Source organism: Amycolatopsis jiangsuensis (genome assembly GCF_014204865.1).
Classification (GTDB): Bacteria; Actinomycetota; Actinomycetes; order Mycobacteriales; family Pseudonocardiaceae; genus Amycolatopsis; species Amycolatopsis jiangsuensis.
The window spans coordinates 5,007,705-5,031,501 of sequence record NZ_JACHMG010000001.1; the positions used below are offsets into that span (position 1 = coordinate 5,007,705).

Annotated in this window: 21 protein-coding genes, 1 tRNA gene and 1 pseudogene; 7 read left to right on the top strand and 16 right to left on the bottom strand. The window is 69.0% G+C overall.

Features of this window, described 5'->3' with window-relative positions:
- The 3 genes from BJY18_RS22525 (at position 1) to BJY18_RS22535 (ending at position 2,761) form a co-directional block, all read left to right on the top strand.
- Entirely contained in the window at positions 1 to 825 is an 825-nt protein-coding gene (locus BJY18_RS22525; RefSeq protein ID WP_184781839.1) for a CPBP family intramembrane glutamic endopeptidase, read from the top strand.
- Positions 826 to 875: 50 nt separating this feature from the next.
- Entirely contained in the window at positions 876 to 2,069 is a 1,194-nt protein-coding gene (locus tag BJY18_RS22530) for an arginine deiminase (protein ID WP_184784778.1), read from the top strand.
- A gap of 140 nt (positions 2,070 to 2,209) precedes the next feature.
- Complete coding sequence (locus BJY18_RS22535) at positions 2,210 to 2,761, top strand: ferritin (RefSeq protein ID WP_184781840.1); 552 nt, start codon at positions 2,210 to 2,212, stop codon at positions 2,759 to 2,761.
- Between the two features lie 949 nt (positions 2,762 to 3,710).
- On the opposite strand, the gene BJY18_RS22540 is transcribed toward BJY18_RS22535, so the two are convergent.
- From BJY18_RS22540 to BJY18_RS22555, 4 genes are all read right to left on the bottom strand, one after another.
- Entirely contained in the window at positions 3,711 to 4,535 is an 825-nt protein-coding gene (locus BJY18_RS22540) for a hypothetical protein (protein WP_184781841.1), read from the bottom strand.
- Entirely contained in the window at positions 4,532 to 5,053 is a 522-nt protein-coding gene (locus BJY18_RS22545; RefSeq protein WP_246458944.1) for a SigE family RNA polymerase sigma factor, read from the bottom strand. The genes BJY18_RS22540 and BJY18_RS22545 overlap by 4 nt, the downstream gene beginning before the upstream one ends.
- 161 nt (positions 5,054 to 5,214) lie before the next feature.
- Entirely contained in the window at positions 5,215 to 5,568 is a 354-nt protein-coding gene (locus tag BJY18_RS22550; RefSeq protein WP_184781842.1) for a DUF952 domain-containing protein, read from the bottom strand.
- A gap of 69 nt (positions 5,569 to 5,637) precedes the next feature.
- The gene (locus BJY18_RS22555) at positions 5,638 to 6,513 is read right to left on the bottom strand and encodes a DUF5926 family protein (RefSeq protein ID WP_184781843.1); all 876 of its coding nucleotides are present in this window, start codon (positions 6,511 to 6,513) and stop codon (positions 5,638 to 5,640) included.
- Positions 6,514 to 6,588: 75 nt separating this feature from the next.
- On the opposite strand from BJY18_RS22555, the gene BJY18_RS22560 reads away from it, so the two are divergent.
- Entirely contained in the window at positions 6,589 to 7,743 is a 1,155-nt protein-coding gene (locus BJY18_RS22560) for a cytochrome P450 (RefSeq protein WP_184781844.1), read from the top strand.
- Positions 7,744 to 8,313: 570 nt separating this feature from the next.
- Here the strand turns inward: BJY18_RS22560 and mca are convergent.
- Entirely contained in the window at positions 8,314 to 9,123 is an 810-nt protein-coding gene (gene mca, locus BJY18_RS22565; protein WP_184781845.1) for a mycothiol conjugate amidase Mca, read from the bottom strand.
- Positions 9,120 to 10,460 (bottom strand): MDR family MFS transporter, encoded by a 1,341-nt coding sequence (locus tag BJY18_RS22570; protein ID WP_246458945.1) that lies wholly within the window; start codon positions 10,458 to 10,460, stop codon positions 9,120 to 9,122. The genes mca and BJY18_RS22570 overlap by 4 nt, the downstream gene beginning before the upstream one ends.
- A gap of 98 nt (positions 10,461 to 10,558) precedes the next feature.
- Here BJY18_RS22570 and BJY18_RS22575 point away from each other — a divergent pair, with 98 nt between their 5' ends.
- On the top strand, positions 10,559 to 11,161 hold the full coding sequence (locus tag BJY18_RS22575) for a TetR/AcrR family transcriptional regulator (protein WP_184781847.1): 603 nt from the start codon (positions 10,559 to 10,561) through the stop codon (positions 11,159 to 11,161).
- 703 nt (positions 11,162 to 11,864) lie between these two features.
- Here the strand turns inward: BJY18_RS22575 and BJY18_RS22580 are convergent.
- The 7 genes from BJY18_RS22580 to BJY18_RS22610 form a co-directional block, all read right to left on the bottom strand.
- Complete coding sequence (locus BJY18_RS22580; protein WP_246458947.1) at positions 11,865 to 12,746, bottom strand: DUF4328 domain-containing protein; 882 nt, start codon at positions 12,744 to 12,746, stop codon at positions 11,865 to 11,867.
- A gap of 954 nt (positions 12,747 to 13,700) precedes the next feature.
- Complete coding sequence (locus BJY18_RS22585) at positions 13,701 to 14,051, bottom strand: rhodanese-like domain-containing protein (RefSeq protein ID WP_312873927.1); 351 nt, start codon at positions 14,049 to 14,051, stop codon at positions 13,701 to 13,703.
- Between the two features lie 76 nt (positions 14,052 to 14,127).
- Entirely contained in the window at positions 14,128 to 15,939 is a 1,812-nt protein-coding gene (locus BJY18_RS22590) for a sodium/solute symporter (RefSeq protein ID WP_184781850.1), read from the bottom strand.
- Positions 15,940 to 16,009: 70 nt separating this feature from the next.
- The gene (locus tag BJY18_RS22595) at positions 16,010 to 16,516 is read right to left on the bottom strand and encodes a hypothetical protein (RefSeq protein ID WP_184781851.1); all 507 of its coding nucleotides are present in this window, start codon (positions 16,514 to 16,516) and stop codon (positions 16,010 to 16,012) included.
- Between the two features lie 7 nt (positions 16,517 to 16,523).
- Entirely contained in the window at positions 16,524 to 17,357 is an 834-nt protein-coding gene (locus tag BJY18_RS22600) for a LytR/AlgR family response regulator transcription factor (protein ID WP_184781852.1), read from the bottom strand.
- A gap of 87 nt (positions 17,358 to 17,444) precedes the next feature.
- Complete coding sequence (locus BJY18_RS22605; protein WP_184781853.1) at positions 17,445 to 18,290, bottom strand: S49 family peptidase; 846 nt, start codon at positions 18,288 to 18,290, stop codon at positions 17,445 to 17,447.
- 18 nt (positions 18,291 to 18,308) lie between these two features.
- Positions 18,309 to 19,604, bottom strand: a complete 1,296-nt coding sequence (locus BJY18_RS22610) for a GAF domain-containing sensor histidine kinase (RefSeq protein ID WP_184781854.1) — start codon at positions 19,602 to 19,604, stop codon at positions 18,309 to 18,311.
- 437 nt (positions 19,605 to 20,041) lie between these two features.
- On the opposite strand from BJY18_RS22610, the pseudogene BJY18_RS22615 reads away from it, so the two are divergent.
- A pseudogene (locus BJY18_RS22615) lies at positions 20,042 to 20,161 on the top strand (IS481 family transposase); the annotation flags it as partial.
- 143 nt (positions 20,162 to 20,304) lie between these two features.
- Here the strand turns inward: BJY18_RS22615 and BJY18_RS22620 are convergent.
- The 3 genes from BJY18_RS22620 to BJY18_RS22630 all read right to left on the bottom strand — a co-directional run bounded on the left by BJY18_RS22620 (position 20,305) and on the right by BJY18_RS22630 (position 23,342).
- On the bottom strand, positions 20,305 to 21,165 hold the full coding sequence (locus BJY18_RS22620; protein ID WP_184781855.1) for an Fpg/Nei family DNA glycosylase: 861 nt from the start codon (positions 21,163 to 21,165) through the stop codon (positions 20,305 to 20,307).
- 39 nt (positions 21,166 to 21,204) lie between these two features.
- Positions 21,205 to 21,645, bottom strand: coding sequence for a DUF983 domain-containing protein (locus BJY18_RS22625; protein WP_184781856.1), 441 nt, complete (start codon positions 21,643 to 21,645; stop codon positions 21,205 to 21,207).
- Between the two features lie 107 nt (positions 21,646 to 21,752).
- Positions 21,753 to 23,342: a zf-HC2 domain-containing protein gene (locus BJY18_RS22630; RefSeq protein ID WP_184781857.1), complete on the bottom strand. Its 1,590-nt coding sequence runs from the start codon at positions 23,340 to 23,342 to the stop codon at positions 21,753 to 21,755.
- 207 nt (positions 23,343 to 23,549) lie between these two features.
- Here BJY18_RS22630 and BJY18_RS22635 point away from each other — a divergent pair.
- Positions 23,550 to 23,622, top strand: a tRNA-Gly gene (locus BJY18_RS22635).
- Positions 23,623 to 23,797: the final 175 nt, after the last annotated feature.

Here is a 23,797-nt window from a genome sequence, read left to right on the forward strand (position 1 = left end):
ATGAGCACCACAGAGCGATCGGGCCTGCGCGGCTGGTTCCGGCCCGGTCTGCCGGATTTCCCGCGGCAGATCACCGACCCCGACGAGCGGCGCGCGGTCAAGTTCGAGCTGGTGCTCGTCTTCGGCATCACCCTCGGCCTTTCCGGCGCCCACAGTCTGCTGTCCCTTGTGGACTCGCTGCTGCGCCCGGCACCGCTGGCGCAGCAGCAGGCGCAGCTGAACGTCCCGCAGGCCGCGGCGAGCCTGCTGGACCTGCTCCAGCAGCTGGTGAACGCGGCGCAGCTCATCGGCTGGGGCGGGCTCGGTCTGTACCTGCTCTGGCGCGCCGGTGTAAAGCTGCGGGACCTCGGCCTGGACCGGCGGAAACCGCGCTTCGACATCCTGGTGACCCTCGGGCTCGCCGCGCTGATCGGCATTCCCGGCCTCGGCCTGTACTTCCTCTCCTACCACCTCGGTTTCAGCCTCGCGGTCCAACCGTCCACTTTGGGCGATACCTGGTGGCGGCCGATCGCGTTGACGGCTTCCGCCTTCGGCAACGCTTTCGCCGAGGAAGTCCTCGTCATCGGATACCTGCTGACCAGGCTCCGTCAGCTCGGCGTCCGGGAAAACGCCTCGCTCTTCGGCGCGGCCGTGCTGCGCGGCTCGTACCACCTGTACCAGGGCTTCGGCGGCTTCGTCGGAAATCTGGTCATGGGCCTGGTGTTCGGACGGGTATGGCAACGCACGAACCGGCTGTGGCCGCTGATCGCCGCGCACACGCTGTTCGACGTGGTTTCCTTCGTCGGGTATTCGCTGCTGAAGGGGCACATTTCCTGGCTCCCGTGACCGGTGCTCATTAGGCTCGCCTGGTGAGCGACATGACGGCACCACCCAGGGTGGACAGCGAAGTCGGGCCTCTCCGTGCGGTTCTGCTGCACCGACCGGGTAATGAGCTCAAAAGGCTCACTCCTCGCAACAACGACCAGCTCCTGTTCGACTCGATCCCGTGGGTGGACCGAGCCCAGCAGGAACACGACGCGTTCGCGGACGTGCTGCGCGGCCGCGGCGTCGAAGTACTGTTGCTCTCCGACACGCTGCGTACCGCGCTCGAAGACCCGCGAGCACACGCCGCGGGCGTGCACGCGGCTGTGGATGACCGGAGGCTGGGGACAGATCTCGCGGATTCGCTTAGGTCGCACCTAACGAGCGTCGACGCGCACACCCTCGCCGAGGTGTTGATGGCGGGCATGACGTTCGAAGAACTGCCGTCGGCCGAGGGCGCGTCGCTGGTGCGCATGATGCACGGTCCACGCGACTTCGCCGTCGACCCGTTGCCGAACCTGTTGTTCACCCGGGATTCGTCGGCGTGGATCGGTGACCGGGTGGCGATCTCCTCGCTGACGATGCCTGCCCGGAGGCGGGAAACGGCTGTGCTCGACCTCGTGTACGCATACCACCCGCGGTTCAGGCACGCGGCGCGTGCCTACGGTGCGCATTCGGCGCCGATCGAGGGTGGCGACGTGATGTTGCTGGCGCCGGGCGTGCTGGCCATCGGGGTGGGCGAACGCACGACCCCCGCCGGAGCGGAGTCGCTGGCCCGTTCCGTTTTCGCCGACGACCTCGCACACACTGTCGTCGCGGTGCCGATCGAACAATCGCGCGCGACAATGCATCTCGACACCGTGTGCACCATGGTCGATGTCGACGCCGTGGTGATGTATCCACTCGCTCGCGATTCTCTTACCGCGTTCACACTCCAGCCGACCGGCGATGGCGGCGTGAAAGTGGCCGGCCCGGCCCCGTTCCTCGACGCGGCGGCCGAAGCAATGGGTATCGAACGGCTGCGCGTGATCGACACCGGCCTCGACCCGGTCACCGCGGAACGCGAACAGTGGGACGACGGGAACAACACGCTCGCACTCGCGCCCGGCGTGGTCGTGGGATACGAACGGAACGTGGAGACGAACGAGCGGTTGACCGCGGCGGGTATCGAGGTACTCCCGATCACCGGCTCCGAACTCGGCTCCGGCCGCGGCGGGCCGCGGTGCATGTCGTGCCCGGTCCTGCGCGGGGCCACGCGCTCAAGTTAGCCTTTCCTAATTAAACGTCCGCAATTAAGGCGAGGCTAACCGAAATGAGCGTGGGATTCGTTAGGAATGGTAACCCTAATGGGGTGGAGATCACCAGTTTAAAGTGGAAAACAATGACTTGATGTCGTACCGTGATGGACATGGCCCTCACGAAGAAGGAACCGCGCTCGAAGTTTTACGAGCTGCTGCAGGCGCAGATCCAGAATGAGTTCAACGCGTCCCAGCAGTACATCGCGCTGGCGGTCTGGTTCGACAACGAGGACCTGCCCCAGCTCGCGAAGCACTTCTACAAGCAGTCGGTCGAAGAGCGCAACCACGGGATGGCCCTCGTCCAGTACATGCTCGATCGCGACCACCACATCGAGATCCCGAGCACGGGCGAGGTCCGCAACGACTTCTCCACCCCGGTCGATCTGATCGAACTCGCACTGGCGCAGGAGAAGGAGGTGGCCGCGGACATCTCCACGATGGCGAAGGCCGCTCGGGCCGAGGAAGACTACATCAGCGAACAGTTCACGCAGTGGTTCCTCAAGGAGCAGGTTGAGGAGATCTCCCAGATGTCCACGCTGCTCACCGTCGCGCGCCGCGCGGGTGACAACGTGTACGAGATCGAGAAGTTCCTGCACCGCGAGTCCGTCGGCGACAGCGGCGCCGACTCCGGCATGCCACCGGTCGCCGGTGGCGCGCTGTAAACGCTGCCAGCAGACCTCGGAGCCCGGGCCGTCCCCAGCGGACGGCCCGGGCTCTTCTCGTACCGAAACCAGTTACCTGCATCGGCAACGGGTTTGCTCGCTGTTCGGACGGCATCCTCATCGCGGACGGGGTTGCTCGCGCGCTGGCAGGCAAAGGTTTCCACCGACAGGGTCGGGGTCATGGGTTCCAGAGCGCGCGGTGTTGGGCGCGCGCCCCCACCGGCGAGCAGAGCCACTCAGGCCACCGGCGGGCAGAGCGGCCGTCCACCGACCTAGGAATCCACAGGATCACAGGCAGAAAGAGCACGCCATCAGCGGGGCGATGTGGGACGGGCAGTGCACGAGCCACCGGCAAGCTGAGCCGCACCATTCACCGACAGGCGGTCCACGTCCTCACCGGCTGAGCAGAGCAACGCACACGCTCACGGGCAGAACCACGGACCGTTACCAGCGAACGCAGCACACCCGCGCTGACAGGCAGAGCCAACCACACCATCGGCAAGCAGCGCCACGTCCTCACCGAAAGGCAGAGCCGCCCACACCACCGGCAAGCAGGGCCACGCACCCACCAGCGGGCAAAGCCACCTCCCCACCGGCCGAGCAAGGCCGTGCGCCCACCGACATGCAGAGCCGCCCGCACCGTCTGCAATCAGCGCCACGTCCTCACCGGCAGGACAGCCCGGAAGCGTCCATCGCCTGCGTCACCACCGTCAGGCCCGGCACAACCCATCCGAGCCGAACGGCTGGATCCACCTGTGCACGGGCCGATGACCAGCACGCTCCGCGTGCAAGAGGCGGCCAAATCGGCCCGGCGTGGTCTCGGACCTCCTGAGCCATGCACGGAGGTTGTCCACAGGCTGACGACTCTGTATGGGCTCGGCCTAATCAGTCCGACTGGCCATGTCGACGCGGCCGTCGCCTCGCTTCCGGGACAGGCAATTCCGGCGAATCAGGTCAGACAGTCCTGGGTCGCGGTGCGGACCTCGATACTGGCCACCGCGCCGTCCGGGCTGAGGCTGAAGCGGTAGGTGCCCTGGTCACCGGTCGGCGAGACCAGGGCGCCGGCCGTTTCCGACGTTCCCGGATAGGTGGCCGCGACCTCGTCCTTGGTCGAGCCGTCCCCCACACCTTCCGGGGTGTGCGCGGCTCCGACCGGTTTCACCGCGACCACACCGTTGTCGGGCGACACCACCGCAGTGGAGCGTGGAATTCCCGGCCCGGCAAGGGCGAAGTACCGGCAGCCGGGCGACTCCTTCACCGGCAGGAGAGTGACGCCGTTGTCGGTCAGCTGCTGCTCGCTCATCCCCAATTTCACGCCGGCCAGCCCATCCGCTGTCACCAAGGCGCCGGACGTCGCCTGCGCAGTGGCGCGGCCGGACGGGGATTTCGACTTCCGCGTTCCCGACGGCTGGCGAGAAGAGTGCGTTTCTTCCGACGGCGGCGTCACGGCCGGTGGCGGCTCTGGCACGTCCGATGTGCTCGAGGGGGACTCTGCCGACGGCGGGACAGCCGGAACGCGACTGTCCGTGATCGGCTGGGCGGACACTGCCACGCCGTTGTCCGGCGCGCGTAGCTGGAAGGCCACGACGCCCGCTCCGATCGTGAGCACGCACACCACCCCGGCGGCCGTGGTCAGCGTCCGCCGCCGGCGTCGGCGCTTGCGTGCGCCGGCCGCGATCGCGGAAGCGGCATCGTCGGCTGGTTCGACAGCGAGGCGGTCGTCGGCGAAGAGAGCACGCAACCGCTGCTCCAGCTCGTCCTCGGACCCGGTCACTCCTCCTCACTCCCTTCCCGCTGCCCGAGTTTCCTCCGCAAGGACGCGATTGCCTTGCTCGCTTGGCTTTTCACCGTCCCCTGACTGATGCCCAGCGTCTCGGCAATCTCCACTTCGGACAGACCCTCGTAGTAGCGCAGCACCATCACCGCGCGCTGCCGCGGCGGCAGGTCCCGCAAGGCCTGCCACAACGGTTCGTGTTCGAACGGGTCCTTCGGCGCGCGTGAGCCGGTGTCCGGCAGATCCGCGACGAGGTGCTCACGACGCGTTCGCCGCCACCGGCTGACATGCGCGTTCGCCATCGATCGGCGCACGTAGGCGACCGGATCGCCGGTCTTCTGGTAAACGGCGGGCCACCGTGTGCCGATCTTCTCGAGCACCGTCTGGACCAGGTCGGCCGCGTCGTGCGGGTTGCCGGTGAGCGCATGCCCGTACCGGAGGAGCCCGGGCAGCGCGGTGCGCACGAAATCGGCGAAATCCGCGTGCCGGACCGCGCCGACCCGCCGATCCATCCACATCCGCCCATCGTCCGCGACAAGCGGTGCCGCTGCCGTCACCGTATCGCCCCCTCCCGGGATGACCTCTCCGGACCGCGGTTCCCCATCCTTTCCAGCACGCATCAGCGCCCCCGCAGGTTGTCCACAGCCACCCACTACTTTCCGTGCCCTGTGGAGAACTCTCAGCGCACCGAAAGCGACGCGGGCAGCTTCCGAGAGCCGTCCGGCTCGACTGGAAAATCGTGAACCGCGACCACGGCGTTTCGCGGAATGGGTCCGTAGACGTGGGGGAACCAGATCCCGTCGCGACGCGGCGGCACTCCGTCCTCCCAGCGGACCGGCGAATCGACCTCGGCCGGGTCGATCTCGAGCAGCACCAGGTCGGTGTGGTCGCGGTAGACGTCGTTGGCCGGGAGGACGACGGTGCCCGGATCCGAGCAGTGGATGAACCCGGCGTCGTCGAGGGAAGGGGCACGGTAGGCACCGTCGGCGGGCACCGCGGCCCATTCGCCCCTGCTGCAGATGTGGAGGATCACGCTGTGATCGTCCCATCGAGTTGTCCACTTGTGGGTGGCTGCGCGCCATCCACAAGTGGACAACTCGGGTCAGCGAATGGTGAGCTGCCGCCCGACCAACCCGTCACGGGCGCGGCGCTCGACGGCGTCGAGTGGTTCGGTGTCGAGCGACTTGAGTGCTTCCTCCAGGCGGGCGCCGAGTTGCTCCTTGGGCTCGGCCCATTCTCGCGCGTGCGCCTCCGGGTCGAGGTCCCAGACCGGGACCAGCAGGCCGTGCGCCCGGAACGAACCGGCGTACCGGGTGCCATCACCCAGGCCGAGTGTGCCGGCCGCGGACAGTCGCGCAAGCGCTTGCAACAGGAGATTCTCTGGTTCCGACCGGACCCAGCGCAGGTGCGCCTTCTCGCCGGCGAGTACCCAGTAGGCGCCGGCGCCCAGCCGATCGGTCGGCATGATCGCCGCGTTCGCGCGCTCGAGCGATACCGCGACGTCACCGGTCGCGTCGGCATCCTCGGGCAGCCACCACCCGAAGTCGTTGTGCAGCGCGATTTCCAGTTCCGCACTCGGCACGAGCAGGTCCTGCAGCCGGCTGTGCTCGTCCGGATCGGCGGGCGTCGTGGTGTCGGGCACGGACAGGACGTCCCCCGGCTTGGCCTCCAGCAGCCAACGCAGTGAACGGCCGAGGTCGCGGCTGATATCCGAAGAACGGGTCTGCACCTGGAGCCCGAGGTACCGATGGCCGTCCGACCGGACGAACGCGGCCGCGGCCATGGGCAGCACGGTGCCGAGCGTGATGTCGCCGCCGTCGGCCAGGGTCAGCTTCGCCGTGGCGGACGGGACGAACTCCCGCAGCGCGATCAGCTCCGGTTCGGCCGCCAAGCCCTCGAAGGGCTGGCCGACGAAGACGTCGCGCACCTTCGGTTTGCGGTCCTGCTTGGGACCCTTCTTCCGCGCGCCCTTACCCACTTAGCCTCCTCCAAGCTCGACGCACGACGCTATCGAAGCGGCCGGGTGCCGAGCCGCCCGGGTTAGAGTCGGCCGGTGTTCGACCCTCGCGATCCCGCATTCCTCGCCGACCCGTATCCCGCCTTCGCCGCCTTACGCACCGACGGGGAGGTGCACCATCACGATGGGCTCGACCTAAAAATCGCTGTTTCCCATGCGGCGTCCGCAGCGGTGTTGCGCCATCGCGGGCTCGGCCGGATCTGGACCGACGCTCAGCCACTGGAGCGATTCGCCTCGTTCAACCTGCTGCACCGCAACTCTCTGTTGGAGAATGAGCCGCCGGCGCACACCCGGTTGCGCCGGGTCATCGCCGGCGAGTTCGGGCGCGGTCACGTGCAACGGCTGCATCCGATGGTGGCCCGCGTCGCGGAATCCATGGTGGACGAGCTGGCCGACACAATCGCCGCGGACGGGAGTGCGGACCTTCTGCAACACCTGGCACAACCACTACCGGTCGCGGTGATCGCCGAGCTGCTCGGTGTTCCCGTCGAGGACGGGCCCCAGCTTGTGACCTGGAGCAACGCCATCGTGAAGATGTACGAGTACGGCCTCCCTGCGACCGGACGCGACGCTGCCGAACAGGCCGCCGCCGACTTCGTCGATTACCTGCGCGACGTCGTGCGGAGTGCCCCCGGCGGCATCGTGCGGGACTTGATGGCCAGCGAACTGAGCGCGGACGAGGTGGTCGCCACCGCGGTTCTGCTGCTGATGGCAGGCCACGAGGCAACAGTGAACGTGATCGGCAACGGCGTGACGGCACTTCTCACCCACCGTGATCAGTGGGTTCGTCTTAGGTCCGACCCAGCCCTGCTCGATCCGGCTGTGGAAGAACTGATCCGCTTCGACGCACCACTGCAGTTGTTCGAGCGCACTGCGACCGAAGAAGTGGAGATCGCCGGTGCCCGGGTGGCCAAGGGCGAGAAGGTCGGTGCGCTGCTGGGTGCGGCGGCGCGCGATCCGAAGGTGTTCGAGGACCCCGACCGACTGGACATCGGCCGGACGCCGAACGCGCACCTCGGCTTCGGCATGGGTATTCACTACTGTGTCGGCGCGCCACTGGCCCGAGTCGAAATCGCCGCGGCACTCGCGGCTCTGACGGCCCGGCTGCCCGACCTCCACCTGGCCGCGGAACCAGAACGGCGACCGGAATTCGTCATCCGTGGCCTACGGACGCTGCCGGTCACCGTATGACGTTTCACCGCCCGGCTGGCTGCGCTCCCGCGGTCTTGCACGCGGAACGTGCCGCGTTCAGGTGGCGTGCCGCGCTCGGATGGCGTGCCGCGCTCGGGGTGCTTGCGCTGCCTGCGTGGCGTGCCGCGCTCGAGTGGCTTGCGCTGCCTGCGGAACGTGCCTCGCTCGCCTGACGTGCTGCGCTCGAGTGGCTTGCCGAGCTCGAGTGCCTGCGTGACGCAGCGCTCGGGTGGCGTGCGGTGCCTGCGTGACGCAGCGCTCGGGTGGCGTGCGGTGCCTGCGTGACGCAGCGCAGGCGGGAACTGTGGCCGGTGGACGTCCAGCGGGCTGGTTGGCGGCAGTGCTCGACATGGCTCGCCGACCGCAGCGTCCGGAAACCTCCGGAAGTCGCGATCGGTCACGCTTTCCGGAAGCAGCGTCCGGGCACCGGAAACGGCGACCAGTAACGGTTTCTCGTGGCTGTGTCCAGCCCAGCGTCCGGGCCGCACTCGGTAGCAGCAACCCGTAGCGACGGCCGGCGTCGTTGTCCGGCAGCGCCTATCCGTGGCGGCACGCGATGAAGCCGAGCAGTCAGCGGAGGCCGGCGAACAGGTCCTCCTCCAGGCCGGCCGGGGCGGGAAGCGTCGTACGTGCCAGGTGGTACTCCTCCCAAGGCCAGGCACTCCGTTCCAGCTCACGGGAGTGCGCGAAGAACGGATGGGCCGGATCCGACTGTGTGGCGTGGGCGTGCAAGGCATGGTCGCGGGTGGCGAAGTGCTGTTCGCAGCGGATGCGGGTCGTCACGGTGAGCCGGTCGACCGGGGGCAGCTCCTCGAGCACCGGCCCCATGAGCGACTCCTGTCCGGCAGCGATCGTCGCGTCGTGCATGGCTTGGAACCAAGCGCGGCTCAGGGTGGCCAGGTAGTAGAGCTTTCGCGGCCCGCCGTTGTCCACAGCCTCGAACGCTGCGCGGGTGATTTCGTGCGTTCGGATGTGGTCCGGGTGTGGATAACCTCCGGTCTCGTCGTAGGTCACGACCACCTGTGGACGGAACTCCCGCATCAGTTCGAGGAGGGGTTCGACCGCGTCGTGCAGTGGTAGTCGCGCGAAGCAGCCGTCGGGCAGTGATTCGGACAGACCGGAGTCGACGTGACCGAGGAACTGCTGCCGTACGCCGAGAATCCTTGCCGCCTCGGCCATTTCGCGGCGGCGGACGGCCGGGAGGTCCTGCCGTACTTCGGCGCGGTCCAACGCTGGGTTGAGCACATCGCCGCGTTCGCCGCCCGTGCAGGTGGCGACCAGCACGTCGACACCTTCTTCCGCGTAACGTGCGAGAGTCGCCGCTCCCTTGCTCGACTCGTCGTCGGGGTGGGCGTGCACAGCCAGCAGGCGCAGGTTCATGCGCGAACTCCTTTCGGGAAGAGAACGGCGGGTACGAGGCTCAGCACAGAAAGCCCGAGTGCCCAGCCGAACGTAGTTCCGAACGCCGCGGCGCCCGGTGGACAACTGTGGAGGACGGACACAAGCAATGCGGTGCCGAGCGAGCCGCCGATGCGGTTGATGACGTTGATCGCGCTGGCCGCCCGTGGGATACGGCTGCGGTCGAGGGACGTGTAGAGCATCGTCATGCCCGGGGTGGTCGTGGCGCCGAGCCCGACGCCGCGTACGAACAACGACACGGTCAACAGTGCCGGACTCGGTCCGGCACCGAGCTGGGTGAAGGCGAGCGTGCCCATCAGGGACAGTCCGATGCCGGTCAGCATCACCGTGCGTGGGCCGAACCGTTCGAGTAACCGCCCGCCCGCCGCCAGCACCAGCGCAGAACCGAGAGCCTGGGGTGCGAGTAGCAAACCGGCCGTCAGCGCGGACGTGTGCTCGACCTGCTCGTAGTACAAGGGCAACAAGAGCATCGAGCTGTAGAGCGACGCGCCGAGCAGGAAGGTACTCGCACTGGCGACGGCAAAAGCCTTGTGCGAGAACAACTTCAACTCCAGCAAGGGGGCTTTCGCGCGGTAGGCGTGGAACCCGTACCCGATCAGCAGCGCGGCGCCCGCCCACGCGAAGGAGACGGCGCCTTCGCCCAGGCCGTAGCCGAGTGCCCCCAGCCCGGGCGGCAGCAGCAGGAGCCCGCGGACGTCCAGTGGGTCGCGCACACCGTTGGGCTCGGCACGGGGCAGCAGCCGGCGGGCGAGCACCAGCGTGGTGACACCCAGTGGAACGGTGCCGAAGAACAGCCACCGCCAGCCCAGATCCTGGACCAGGGCGCCACCCAGCATCGGGCCGAGGACCGGCGCGACGGTGGCGGGCAGCGTCACGATACCGATCATCCGGCCCAGCCGCGGGCCCGCTGCCTGCGCGAAAATCGCCTGTCCGACGGGTTGCATCACACCCCCGCCGAACCCGTGCAGCATGCGGAACACGATCAGCGCCGGGGCTGACCAGGCGAATCCACACAGCAGGGTGCCGATCGTGAACAACCCGACGGCCGCGATCCACACCCGCCGGCCACCGAAACGATCGGCGAGCCAGCCGGACAACGGGATCGTCAGCGAAGCGGCCAGCAGGTACCCGCTCGCGACCCACTGCACGGTCGGGAGCGAACTGTCCAGGTCACGGGCTATCGCACCGATCCCGACCGACACGATCGTCGCGTCGAGAACCGACAGCACCGCACCCATGATCAGGACTCCGCCGAGACGGCGAAGTGCGGCGTCGGTAGCCGGTGCTTGCGTGGTCATCCACATCTCCCTCGGTGATTAGGTCGGACCTCATATTATGTTCAACCCATTGAGTGGGTCAAGCACAAAATTAGGACAGACCTAGTAAGCTGGGTGGGGTGAGCCTCAGAGAGCAGAAGAAGCTGGAGACCCGGCGCACGATCTCGCACGTGGCGACCCGGTTGTTCATCGATCGCGGGTTCGACCAGGTGACGATCGCGGACGTCGCGCAGGCGGCGCGGGTGGCCAAGATGACCGTCACCAATCACTTCAGCCGGAAGGAAGACCTCGTCTTCGATATCCGGACCGACTTCGTGGACTGGCCGACGAACCTCGTGCGTGCTGCACCGTCGAGCCCCGCCGTCGTTGCCGTGCGGGACGGGTTCCTCACGGCGCTCGGCGAACGGAGCGCGATGCTCGGGTTCGCGGAACTGCCGTTCATCCGGATGATCCGGCAGAGCGAGACGCTCTCGTCGGCGCTCACGGAGATGCACCTCGAGCGGGAACGGGTTCTCGTAGCCGCGTTGCTCGACCGGAAGCCCGAGCCGGAAATGCTGTCGCGAACCGCGGGGGCCCACCTCACGTCCGTGCTGCGGCTGCTGTTCGAGGACGTTTGGGACTGGACGTGGGCCGACGTCCCACCGGAGGAGCTCGTCTCGCGAGTGCGGAAATCGGCAGGCTTGGCGTTCGCGCAGCTGGAACCGGCGATCGGCACTCTTTGAAGGGTCGTAAGCGCGGCGTGGGTGGTTGACCGGCGTGTATCGGCGCTGCGCAGGTGCAGCATGATGCCGGTTTGGGTGCAGTTCTGCATAACGGTAGTGAGTGGGGCGCTGTGCCGGACAGCGTGATCCTGGCGGATCAGCGCACAGCACGCACAGCGCGGGTTCAACCGCCACGCAGGTTCAGGCGGCCCGGGCCTCAGCGCGGCCAAGCACCCAGCGCGGCCAAGCACCGAGCGCGGCTATGGATTCAGCGCAGCCCGACGCCCGGCGCGACCAAGACTTCAGTGCGGCCAAGACCCAACCCGGCCAGGGCCCCGCGCGACCAAACGCCCACCGCCGCCAAGATCCAACCCGGCCAGGGCCCCGCCCGTCCAAACGCTCGGCGCGACCAATACTCCAGTGCGGCCAGGGGCTCGGCGCGACGACGAACCAGACGCGACAAAGGCTCTACCGCAGCACGAGTACGTGGGCGCAGGTCCGCCCGCGGGGGCACCGGTCCGCCCGGCGTAAGTCAGCGGGCGGCGCCGACCCGGCAGTTAGTGCCGAGCCGTGGCGCAGGTCAACGCTCAATACCAGCCGAGCCTGTGGTGCCGAGCCGTAGCCCAGGCCAACGCGCGACGCCGACCCAGCATGCGGCGCCGAGCCGTAGCGCAGGCAAGCGCGCGACGCCGACCCAGCCTGCAGTGCCAGGCAGTCGCGCAGGTCAGCGGGCGGCGCCGGCCGGGCGTGTGGGGCGGAGCTGTGGCGCGGGAGCTCCGTTGACCTTGAGGACGCGCAGGTCGCGGAGGTGGTCTGCGGCGATGGGCATCAGCAGGCTCGAGAAGCGTCGGATGACCAGCGCCGTGCTGATCGCGAGGGCCGCGGCGGCTACGTCGGTGAGTGCGACCAGGACGACGCTGTCTGCCATCGCCTGGATGCCGGAACGGGTACGCCAGATGATCGTGACGGCGAGCAGCGCCCAGTTCACCAGCCACGCGACCCACCAGACGAGGACCAGCCGGCTCGGTGTGGGACGGTCGTCCCGGGGGCGGCGGAGGATGGCGTGTTCCAGTTCGCCGAGCACGGAAAGCGCCAGTGGCAGGTTCGCGATCGGCACCAGGACCCCGACGAGTACCTGCCAGATCGGGCGCGCGGGCGCTTCGCCGGCCTCCTCCGCGGCGGCCTGGCGGGCGACCAGCAGCCACCACAGTGACAGTCCCGCGGGCAACAGCGACAGGATCGTGGTGAGCAGGCCGGCCGTCACGACGAATGCGTCGGAGAAGGCGACCACTCCCGTGTTGAGCGCGGAACTGCGGCTTTGCACGACGAGGACGTAACGCCAGACCTCCGAACCGGCGGCGGTCACGGCCAGGATCGCGAACGTCCAGAGGACCATGACGAGGCTCTGCGCGAGGACCGGGACGCGGTCGATCGGCCGGACCAGACCGGAAGCAGTACCGGGCACGGCGGTCGGGCGGCGCCAGACGAGATTCGGGAACCCCCAGCGCGGCGGCACCGGATACGACGGCGGACCGGTGTACGGCGTCACTGGTACGGCGCGGCGGCGGCGAAGCGTTCCCGGCGGCGGCGAAGCGACCCAGCGCAACCGTGCCGGCCGCCGCTGCGGCGAACGTGGAGTCGCGGTGCGGTGGAGAGCGCCTTGCGGGGCCGAGGTGAATGGGTGGACCGAGGGGGCGGGGTTCGGCGAGTGGCCGGAACGGCCGTAGTCCGGCGAATGATCAGGACGGCCGTGGTCCGGCGAGTAGCCGGGGTGACCGTGGTCCGGCGAATAAGCGGGATGGCCGTGGTCCGACGAGTAGCCAGGATGACCGTGGTGCTGGGGATAGGCCGTGTGAGGCTGCTGGGGATAAGTCGCCGGAGCGTGCGGGGCGGGGTGACTCGGATGCGGGCCGGCGAAGTGCTGGTGGTGGCCTGCGGGCGGGGCGGACGGTGGCTGCGCAGCGTAAAACGGCGCGGCAACCGAGTGACTCGGCTGCCCAGGATCGGAGTTCGCGGAGCCGGCCGGCCGGCCACCGGGAGTACTTCCCAACGGACCCGGCTGGCCACCAGAAGCGAACTGCGGAGAACCGTGCAACTGGCCACCGGGAACAAGGCCGGCCGGGTCACCTGAAACAGAGGTCGCGGAGCCGCGCGGCTGATCATCGGCAACGGAATCCGCGCGGCCATCCGACTGACCACCGAGCCCGCCGCCGGAACCAGCACCGCCGGAAGCGTTCAACCGGCCACCGGAAGAGGGGCCACCGCCCGACTCTCCCGTCGACCTATGCGATCTCCCGGACACCGAGGACGGCGAGGACCCCGACGACGGCGGCGGCGGCGAGGACGAGGACACCGACCCTGCCGACGACACCGGGTCCAAATCCGCCGAGATGCCCGCCCCGTCACCAGACCCCGCGGCCTTCGGAGTGCCGGCAGCCTCCGGACGGCTGCCGGGGACGGACGGAACAGCCCCACCGTCCCCACCGGCACCGTCCGGTGGCACTGCCGGCCCGGAGTGCGGGCCGGGCTGGTCGGGTGGGGGGTGGGGCGAGGACATCCGTCAGCGGACCTCGGGGGTCGCGCCGGGAGTTGCGGCCACCATGGGACGGCCTTCGCGGGCCCAGGAGCCCATGCCGCCGGCTACGTTGACCGCGTCCCAGCCGCTGGCGTTCAGCCAGGCCGCTGCGCGAGCTGAGCGTCCGCCGCTGCGGCAAATGACGTAGACCGGCTGGTCTTCGGGCAGTTGAGCCAGCTCGTCGACTCGGGACGGGAGTTCGCCGAGGGGGATGTGCAGTGCCGCGGGGGCGTGCCCGGCAGCCCATTCGTCGTCCTCGCGGACGTCGAGCAGGGCGAGGCCGTCCTTGGGCAGGTCGCGGACCTCGGCGGTCGGCAGTTCAGAAGGGCTCACCACAGTTCCATGCTCCCATGTCGTGACGTTGTGCGCGTGTGAGGAAACGCTAGCCCTCCCGCTCCACGACCACGGACGGCTACCCCCTGCGGTGCCGTCCCCGTCCGGCGCGCGCTTTGTCCTCCACCTGCCCGAACCGCGCGACCGCCCGGTCCCGCGTCAGGCCCAGCGGGTCCGGGGCGTGCAGCCGCAGCATGATGTCGTTCACCAGGTCCGGTCGTCCGGAGCGGGTCAGCCGGCTCACCACGTAGGTCACCAGGAACGCGGCCGGCACCGTGATCAGCGCGGGCTGCACCGTCCACCACGGTGGCACCACCCCGGTGTACCCGCAGGCGATGTTGAACACGAGCGCCGCCAGCACGGTGCCGCCACCGACGATCATCCCGGCCAGCGCGCCCGGCCAGCTGAGCTTGCGCCACCAGATGCCCAGCAGCAGCAACGGGCTGAAGGTCGAGGCGGCGAGCGCGAACGTCATCCCGATCGAGATCGAGATGTCCTCGGTGCGCAGCAGCAACGTCAGCCCCAGCGGGCAGACCGCGACGATCGCCGTGGCGAACCGGAAATCGCGGACCCGGCCGGGGAGCAGGTCGGTCGACACCACGCCGGCCACGCTCACCAGCAGCCCCGACGAACTCGACAGGAACGCCGCGAACGCACCGGCCGCCACGATCGCACCGAGGAGCTGCCCCGGCCACCCGGGCAGCAAGGCGTGCGGCAACATCAGCACGGCCGCGTCGGTGTTGCCGGTGACCAGCAGCTGCGGCACGTACATCCGGGCGAGCGCGCCGAGCATCGTCGGGAACAGGTAGAACAGGCCGAGCAGCAGCAGCACGTGCACGGTGGTGCGGCGCGCGGCCTTGCCGTCCGGGTTCGTGTAGAAGCGCACGAGCACGTGCGGCAGGCCCATGGTGCCGAGGAACAGCGCGAACATCAGCGAATAGATCTGCAGCAGGTCGGTGAGTTCGCCGGACGCCGGATGCAGCCAGTCGTCGTTCGTCGCCGGGACGTCGGTCGTCGCCGGAACGTCGCTGACCACCGGTACCGGGGTGCCCGCCGCGAAGTTCAGCGTGGTGCCCTCGGAGACCTTGTGCGGTACGGCAGGCGACCAGTGCGCCGCGCCCCGCGCCGGGCCGCCGTCGATTTCGCCGTAGGCGTAGAAATAGGTCTCGGTGGTGACCTTCACCGTCACGTCCGTCTTGACCGACACCGCTGTGTCGTTCGGGAAGACCGGCGGTGCCGGCGTGCCCAGCGAACGCACTCCGCCCGGACCTCCGCCGGCGAAGAACACGATGCACAGCACGAAAGTGGGCACGGCGATCGCGAACAGCTTGAGCCAGTACTGGAACGCCTGCACGACGGTGATCGCACGCATTCCGCCGAACATCACGTTCGCGGCGACGAGCAGCGTCACCACCGCCGCACCCGCCCAGGCGGGTACGCCGGGCAGCACGTCACTGAGCGTCAGCCCGGCGCCCTGCAGCTGGGGCACCATGTAGAGGACGCCGATGAACACCGCCATCGCCGTCGCGAAGCGACGCAGGCCGAGCGAGCCGAGCCGCGCTTCCACGAAGTCCGGCAGCGTGTAGGCGCCGGACCGGCGCAGCGGCGCGGCGACGAACAGCATCAGCGCGAGATACCCGGCGGTGAACCCGATCGGGTACCAGGTGGCGTCGGCGCCGTCCTTGAGCACGATGCCCGCGACGCCGAGGAACGAGGCGGCGGAAAGGTACTCACCCGAGATGGCGGCCGCGTTGCGCCGCGAACGCACGGTGCGCCGGGCGACGAGGAAATCGTGCGTGCTGGTGGCCGAACGGGACGAGCGGTGCCCGAGGTAGTAGGTCGCCACTGCGACCAGCACGATGCCGGTCAGCGCCCACGGGTTCAGCTCCACGGCTGGAATCCTCGCATGACCACACGGTTGCGCGATGCCCCGCCACCGGGGGCCTTTTCGGTGTGTGCGGTCAGTTCTCGATCATGTCCACGAAATCCCGTTCGTGTCGTTCGGCCAGCCGGTTGTACCAGAGGCCGACCACGAAGAGGAACGGAAACGGCAGCAGCCCGAGCACGATCCACGGGACCGGGATGCCGATCAGGGTGAACCGGGCGAACGCGGGCAACAGGTAGAACAGCACCGGCAGCACGCCGAGCACCGCCACCACCAGCACGGACAGCAGCACCGAGGTCCGCAGCTGCACCTTCACCAGGTCGCGGACCAGCAGCTTTCCCCAGCTGGTCTGCTCCTCCAGCTCGACCCGCCCGCGCATCCGGCCGGACGTCTGGCGGGAGTCGGCGAGCACCACCCGCTCCCGTTTCGGCCGCACATGCGCGGGTTCGCCGGCCCGCAGCGGCTCCGGGGCCGGGGGCACCGGCTCCACGACCGCCTGGTCGTCCGACCACGATCCCAGCGTCGGATCCGGTTTGCGGACGCCGTTCGCGAGGCGGTGGTAGGGGTCTTCGGACGAGGTCACGACGGGGTCAGCCACCCCGTCCGGCGCCGACCAGCCGGTCCTTCAGCGCCCGGGTGTGCCTGCGGCTGACCGGCAGCACCTTCTCCTCGTTGCCGATCACGACCTGATAGCCGCCCTGGCCCATCCGCAGTTCGGTGATCAGCGGCAACGCGACCAGGAACGACCGGTGGATCCGCACGAACCCGGCCTTCTCCCAGCGTTCCTCCAGCTGGGCCAGCGGGATCCGGACCAGGTGGCTGCCCTCGGTGGTGAACAGCCGGGCGTAGTCACCCTGCGCCTCCACCCAGCGCACCGACGAACGCGGGATCAGCTTCGTGGTGCCGGCCAGCTCGACCGGGATGACCTCGTCGTCGTTCTTCACCGGCTCGCCTGCGGCCTGCCCGGTGGGCGGGCCGGTGGCCGAGCTGAGCTTCTCCCGCACCCGCGCCACCGACCGGTCGAGCCGATCCTGCTGGAACGGCTTGAGCACGTAGTCGACGGCGCCGAGGTCGAAAGCGTTCACCGCCTCCTCGGCGTGGCCGGTGACGAAGACGAGCACGGGCGAGGGATTCATCGCCGCGATCACCCGCGACATCTCCATTCCGGACAGGCCGGGCATGTCGATGTCGGCGAAGACCGCGTCGACCGTCGGCAGGCCGCCTGCCCGCCGGGCCGCCAGCTCCGGGTCGTCGTGCGAGAACAACCGCAGCGCGTCGGACGCGTCGGATGCGCTGAACACCCGGTGCACGTGCGGGTTGTTCCGCAGGCCGTAGGTCAGTTCGTCCAGCCCTTTCAGCTCGTCGTCCACAGCCAGGACGATGAGCTTGCGGGTGTCTTCGTGAGCACTCACAGTGAACTGCATCCTGCCGACTGCCGGGTGCGATGTCCACCCCCCGCCACCCGCACAGACCCTTCGGACACCGGGAGTTCCCCCGTTTGCCCGCCGGCCTTACAGCCCGTACCGGGACCAGGCCGCCTTGGTGCTCACCGCGTCGAGCAACGCGCTGGCCGCCGCCGGGGCACCGAGGCCGAGCCGGGCGAGCAACGGCTTCTTCGGCTCCGCGACCGTGATCTCCGCGCCCGGGTACCGGTCCTCGACGATCTGCCGGAGCGAGCCGACACCGTCGACCAGTCCCAGTTCGAGTGCCTTCCGGCCGAGCCAGACGTCGCCGGTGAACAGGTCCTCGGACGTGCTGAGCCGGTCGCCGCGGCGTTCGGTGACCCAGCTGACGAACAGGTCGTGCAGCTGACTGTGCATGCGCTTCAGCCACTCGACGTCCTCCGGCTTCTCCGGGGTGAACGGGTCGAGCCGGGACTTGTTCGTCCCGGCCGTGTGCAGCCGGCGCTCGATGCCGAACCGCTCGAGCAGGCCGGTGAACCCGAATCCGCCGCTGATCACCCCGATCGAGCCGACCATCGACGTGCTGTGCGCGTAGATCTCGTCGGCCGCGCACGCCAGCCAGTACCCGCCGGAAGCCGCGACGTCCTCGGCGAACGCGAGCACCGGCACGTTCTTCTCGTCGGCCAGCTGGCGGATGCGCTCGGCGACCAGCCCGGACTGCGTCGGCGCGCCACCCGGCGAGTTGATCTGCAACGCGACCGCCTTGAGCCGGTCGTGGCCGAACGCCCGGGTGAGTGCCGACTCGACCGCGGCCAGGTTGATCGAACCACGGGCCAGCGGCGAAGGCGTCGGGGTGATCACGCCGTGCAGCTTCACGACGGCGACCACGTCCTTGCGTTCGATCCGGTCCCCGAGCACGGGCAGCCGGGAACTCAGCTTGTCGGTAACGCTCATTCCTCCAGGCTAGCCACTTCAGTGCGCGGGCAGCATGCCCGAACGCGACCCGTGCACCGCGTCCGGCTCCTCGGCGGCCGGCGCCTGCTGCGCGGGCACGTCCGCGGAGTAGTCCGGCATGTTCGGCCGCACGCCGAGCTTGAACTTCGGCACCCGCAAGGTGACCTTCATCCCGGCACCGGGCGCGGTGTCCACGGTGAGCGCGTAGTCCTCCCCGAACACCTGGCGCATGCGCTGGTTGATGTTGCCGAGCCCGACGTGCGCACCGGTCCGGTGCGCGTTCTTCAAATCGGTGAGCTGGCGCGGATCCATCCCGATGCCGTCGTCCTCGACGCTGATCAGCGCCTCGTGGCTGTAGTCCTGCGCGATCACCGTGACGCAGCCGCCGCTGGGTTTGCTGGCCAGGCCGTGTTTGACCGCGTTCTCCACCAGCGGCTGGATGATCAGGAACGGCACCACGACACTCAGCACCTCGGGCGCGATCTTCATCCGCACCTCGAGCCGGCCGCCGAACCGGGCGTTCTCGATCGTGAGGTAGCGGTCGATGTTGCGTAGCTCCTCGGCGAGCGTGGTGTACATGCCGGAGCTGCGGAACGAGCAGCGCGTGAAGTCCGCGAAGTCCTGCAGCAGCTCGCGGGCCTCTTCCGGATCGGTGCGGATGAGCGCGGAGATCGTGTTCAGCGCGTTGTAGACGAAGTGCGGTGAGATCTGCGCGCGCAACGCCTTGATCTCCGCCTGCTGCAACTGGTTGCGCGACTCCTCGAGCTGCGCCAGCTCGAACTGCGTGCACACGAACTGACCGACCGCCTCGGCCATCTGCACGAGCTTGCCGCGGGTGCGCCCGACGACGATGAGCGTCGCCTGCGCCTCGCCCTCGACGAGGATCGGCACGATCGCGGCGGTCTTCATCTTGCAGGTGCCGCGGTGGTTGCACGGCATCTGGTTGTGGTTCGCGACGGCGCGGCGGTGCTTGCGCAGCGCGGTGCCGATGTCCTCCACGAGGTCGAGGTAGTGGTCGGTCGCCTCGCCAGCCCAGGAAAGCAGCGTGCCCTCGTCGTCGGTGATCCCGACGGCGAGGCAGTCGAGCACCTCGAGCAGCTCGGCGGTCATCCGGTTGGCCGCGTCCTCCTCGAGCCCGGCCCGCAGGTTCGGCGTCGCCTTGGACATCCGGTGCACAGCCTGCAGCACGGCGTCCTGGATGACCCCCTTGGGCCGGCGCGCCTTGAAGGCGAGCACGAACACCACGAGCAGCAGGACGCCGACCAGTACCCAGGGAACGACCTGCGCGTAGGGAAAGGCGGACACGACGTCCATGCTCTGCGCTCGACCCACCGGGTGCAAGGGTTGCTTCCCACTTTCTGTCAGGTGTGACGACCGAGGGTAGGCAAAGCCTACCGTCACTGCCGGTAAGTGAGATGAGGTTGCCCTGAATGGCTTACCGACCTGGCGCGGAGTGACGATCCCGTGGCCCGGCGGTCCCTTTCGCGACGACGGTGCGTAAGGGGTGAAGGGGACCTTCATGGCTTGGCTGGTGCGGACGTTGGGGTCCTGGTGCGGGCGTTGGGGTCATCGTCTTGCCTCAGCTCGTGTCGGGAACGGCCCGGCGACGGGGACACGGTGCGGCGGACGGGGAACGCGGTGCGGCGGGGAACGCGGTGCGGCGAGAGAAGTGGAGCGGGGAGGTTGGTGACTGGCGGGGGCAACCGACACGGGTCGCTCGCGGGGCAAGCGACACGGGTCACTGGCTGGACGCCGAAGTGGTGGCCCGGATCGAGCAGCTACGCCGGGAACGAAAGTGCTCCGCCCGCCGGATCGCGACCGAGCTGACTGCGCAGGGCATCACCATCTCCGTCCGCACCGTCGGCCGGCACCAACCGACGAGGGTGGCTGGCCTTGTCGGCTAGTGCCGTGCACGAAACGTCGAGCACGTCATACCGGCCTCGTGAGTGCGCACGCCGGTTAGAACCGGTCTCGGCACTCACGAGGTCGCACCGTCACGGGCTCGCGGGAGTGGTTACTTCAGCAGGCGGGACATCCTTCGGTCCGCCAGTGGTTTGCCGCCGGTTTGGCAGGTCGGGCAGTACTGGAACGACTTGTCCGCGAAGGAGATCTCGCGGATCGTGTCGCCGCAGATCGGGCAGGGGAGGCCGGTTCGGGCGTGGACGCGGAGGCCGGAGCGTTTCTCGCCTTTGAGGCGGGCCGCGTTCTGGCCCACGGAGCGTTCGACGGCGTCCGATTCGATCTCGTGGATGGCTTCGGCCAGCACCTCCAGCGCGGACTCGGCGAGTTTGCCCACTGTCGCGTACGGGGAGAGCTTCGCGCGGTGCATGATCTCGTCCGAATACGCGTTGCCGATGCCCGCGAGCAGGCTCTGGTCGGTGAGCGCCCACTTCAGCCGGGTGCCTTTGCCGGCGAACAGCTCACGCAGCTGCGACGCGTCCACGGCCAGCGCGTCCGGGCCCAGCCGCGCCACGCTCGCCACCTCCGCCGGATCGCGCACGATCCACACCGCCAGGCCCTTCTTCGTGCCCGCCTCGGTCAGGTCGAAACCCGGACCGGACGCCGATTCCAGGTGCACCCGCAGCGAGATCGGTCCCTTGCCCGGCTTCAACGGCGCCGGGGACAACGCGTCCGACCAGCGCAGCCAGCCCGCGCGCGCCAGGTGGACCACCAGATGCAGGTCGCCGAGGACCACGTCCAGATGCTTGCCATGGCGGGTGGCGCCGGTGATCTCGCGGCCGTGCAACGCGGAGTAGGGCGGATCGGCGGTCTTGAGCACGCTCAGTGAGGCGACGTCGAGCCGGAAGACGGTGCTGCCCACGGCGTGTTCGCGCAGGTGGTGGGCGAGGGCTTCGACCTCGGGCAACTCGGGCATGACCCCAGTCTCGCTCGCCCGCGGCGTTCCGGCCAGGCCTTACTCGACCGGGTGCAGTGGACCGTCGAAATCCGGCAGCGAATGCTTCTGGATCGTCTTCGAAATCCGCTTGACCTCACCGGACACCGTGAACATGCCGCGGATCGTGCCGACCCAGCGCTCGGAGGGCCGGTCGCCGCCCACGTCGCCCTCGGTCTCCGCGACCACCGTCCACGGCCGGCGCAGGATCCAGCGCAACGGGAAGAACAGCAACACCAGCACGATCGCGAGGAACACCCACGCCGGAACCCGTACCTCCTCCGGGGTCCACACCACCAGCGCCACCGCGAGCACGACCGTGACGACGATCATCGCGATACCCGGGCCGTAGCTGCCGGCGACGTCGTGTTCGAAATCGTCCGCGGTGGCGGGTGCGCGCCACTCCATCTGGGCACGGACCACCCAGTCGCGGCCGTCTTCGCCGCGCACCAGCCGGTTCATCTGTTGCCTCCCGGGCGACGCTGAAGCTCGGTCAACGTTACCGTGCCCGCACGGTGCAGCGCGAGGTGCTCACGCACCGTGTTCACCGCTTCGTCCGTTTTGGCTGTTCAGGGCGTCGAGCTCGACGAGGAATCGGCCGAATCGGTGACGTCTTCCTCGGCCCGGTCCTTCGCCGCGGACTCCGCACCGGCGGACTCCGCACCGGCGGACTCTGCACTGGCGGACCTCGCCGGCGAACCGGTCGGCGTGGTGGTGACCGAAGGCGGCAGGTACGACTCGGGCGAGGGCACGTACTCCGACGACGACGGCACGTAGTCCGGCGGCACCTCAGTGCTGTGATAAGTCGAATCCGTCGGATCCGTCGAGTCTGTCGGCGGATCGCAGTCCGGGCTGCCCGAACCGGACGGATCCGTGTCCGACCGCGATTCGGTCGACGTGTCCTGGCTCGACATGGTCGAAATGTCGGTCGACACCTCCGTCGACACCTCGGTCGAACCGCTGGGCAGATCGTCACGCGGCGAACCGTCGGACGACGAGGACCGCCCCGCGGGAGCCGGGCCCGATCCGTCCGGCAGCTTCGGCACGTCCGCCGCACCCAGGTGCGCATCGCCGGTCTCGGGCTTCGGGTCCGCCTTGCGGGCCGCGCCGTGCAGCATCCCGGTCACGATCCGCGGGCCCTGCTGGACCTGCGGCGGCGGCTGCGACGGCTGGGGCGGTTGCAACGCCAGCTCGGGTGCCCCGCCGTCGAGGCCGACGTTCTGCACCGGATGCGAACCGAAGATCAGCGGCCCGGTGGTGAAGCTGACCGCACCGGCCGCGGCTGTCGACGCCAACGCCAGCCCGACCTTCACCTTCGAACCGAACAACAGACTCTTCATCGCCGCCGCGACCCCACCGCCGGCCTTGCTGACGCCGATCAGCGCGGGCATCGCGACGACCAGCACCTCGGCGTGCGCCCGCAGCGACGAACAGACGTCACGCAGCTCGTCCTGCGTCGCCCGGCACGACGTGCATCCGAGCAGGTGCGCCTTGATCCGCTCGGCCTCGGCACCGGTGACACTGCCCGCGGTGAACCCGCCCAGCTTCTCCACCACGGCACGGCAGTTCTCCGGACCGCGGTTCACCGACAGGTGTGCCTGCAGATACGCCGCCCGCAGCCCCTGCCGCGCCCGGCGTGCCAACGCGGCAGTGGCGTTCGCGGAAAGCCCGAAGTTGGGCGCGACCATCGCCGGCTGCTCGCCCTCGACCTCGGTCTGCCACAGCACCGTGCGCCACCGCTCGGGCAGGCTGGTGAACGCCGTGGTGATCAACGTGCGCTCGGCCGCGTGAGCGTGCGTGTCCGCACCCGCGCCCGCACGGAACGTGAGCTCGTCGTCGGTGACCGGCACGTCGCGCCGCGCACCGTGCCACTCCCACGACACCCGGCGGGCGACCGTGAGCAGATAGGCGCGGATGTAGTTCCGCGGCCCCGCGCCGCGGCGCAACGCCTGCAGCACGCGGAAGAACGTCTCCGCGGTGATGTCCTCCGCCTCGGACCGGTCCGAGGCCAGGTTCTGCGACAGTCTGCGCACCGCGCCGGCGTGCAGTTCGAACAGCTCCCCGAACGCGGCGTCCTCACCCTCGCGGAGCCGTTTCAGCAGTGCCTGCTCATCGGATTCCGAGGCCGCTGGTGGCGGCGCCGTGCCCAGCTCGGTCATCCGGCAAGGCACCTCCTCCCCCGAAGGACTCACCATTCGGTCGAATGGGGACACCATACGGAGCGAAAAGCCAGTCGTCACCCCTTGTACGCCCGATGTGACACCGAAGCACCGCGTCCCGCAGGCCGATCGGGCACCCGGGGCCCCCGAAAGTGCCGGCCGGAGCTGGGTATATAGTGTGTGCACACCGAGTACCACTCGGTTAACGCGGATGTAGCGCAGCTGGTAGCGCATCACCTTGCCAAGGTGAGGGTCGCGGGTTCGAATCCCGTCATCCGCTCAGGACCTGGTACCCGTGTGCCCACGGAGAGCGTGGGCGGGCGGGTCCTTCGCCATACTGCCCGGGGGCCGAGCCCCCGGAGCCCCTGCGGTGCCATCGGTGGCCGGATCGTACGTGGTGAGTAAAAGTCGGTGACTGATGTGGTGGCGCCGGTGACTGATGCGGTGGCGTGATC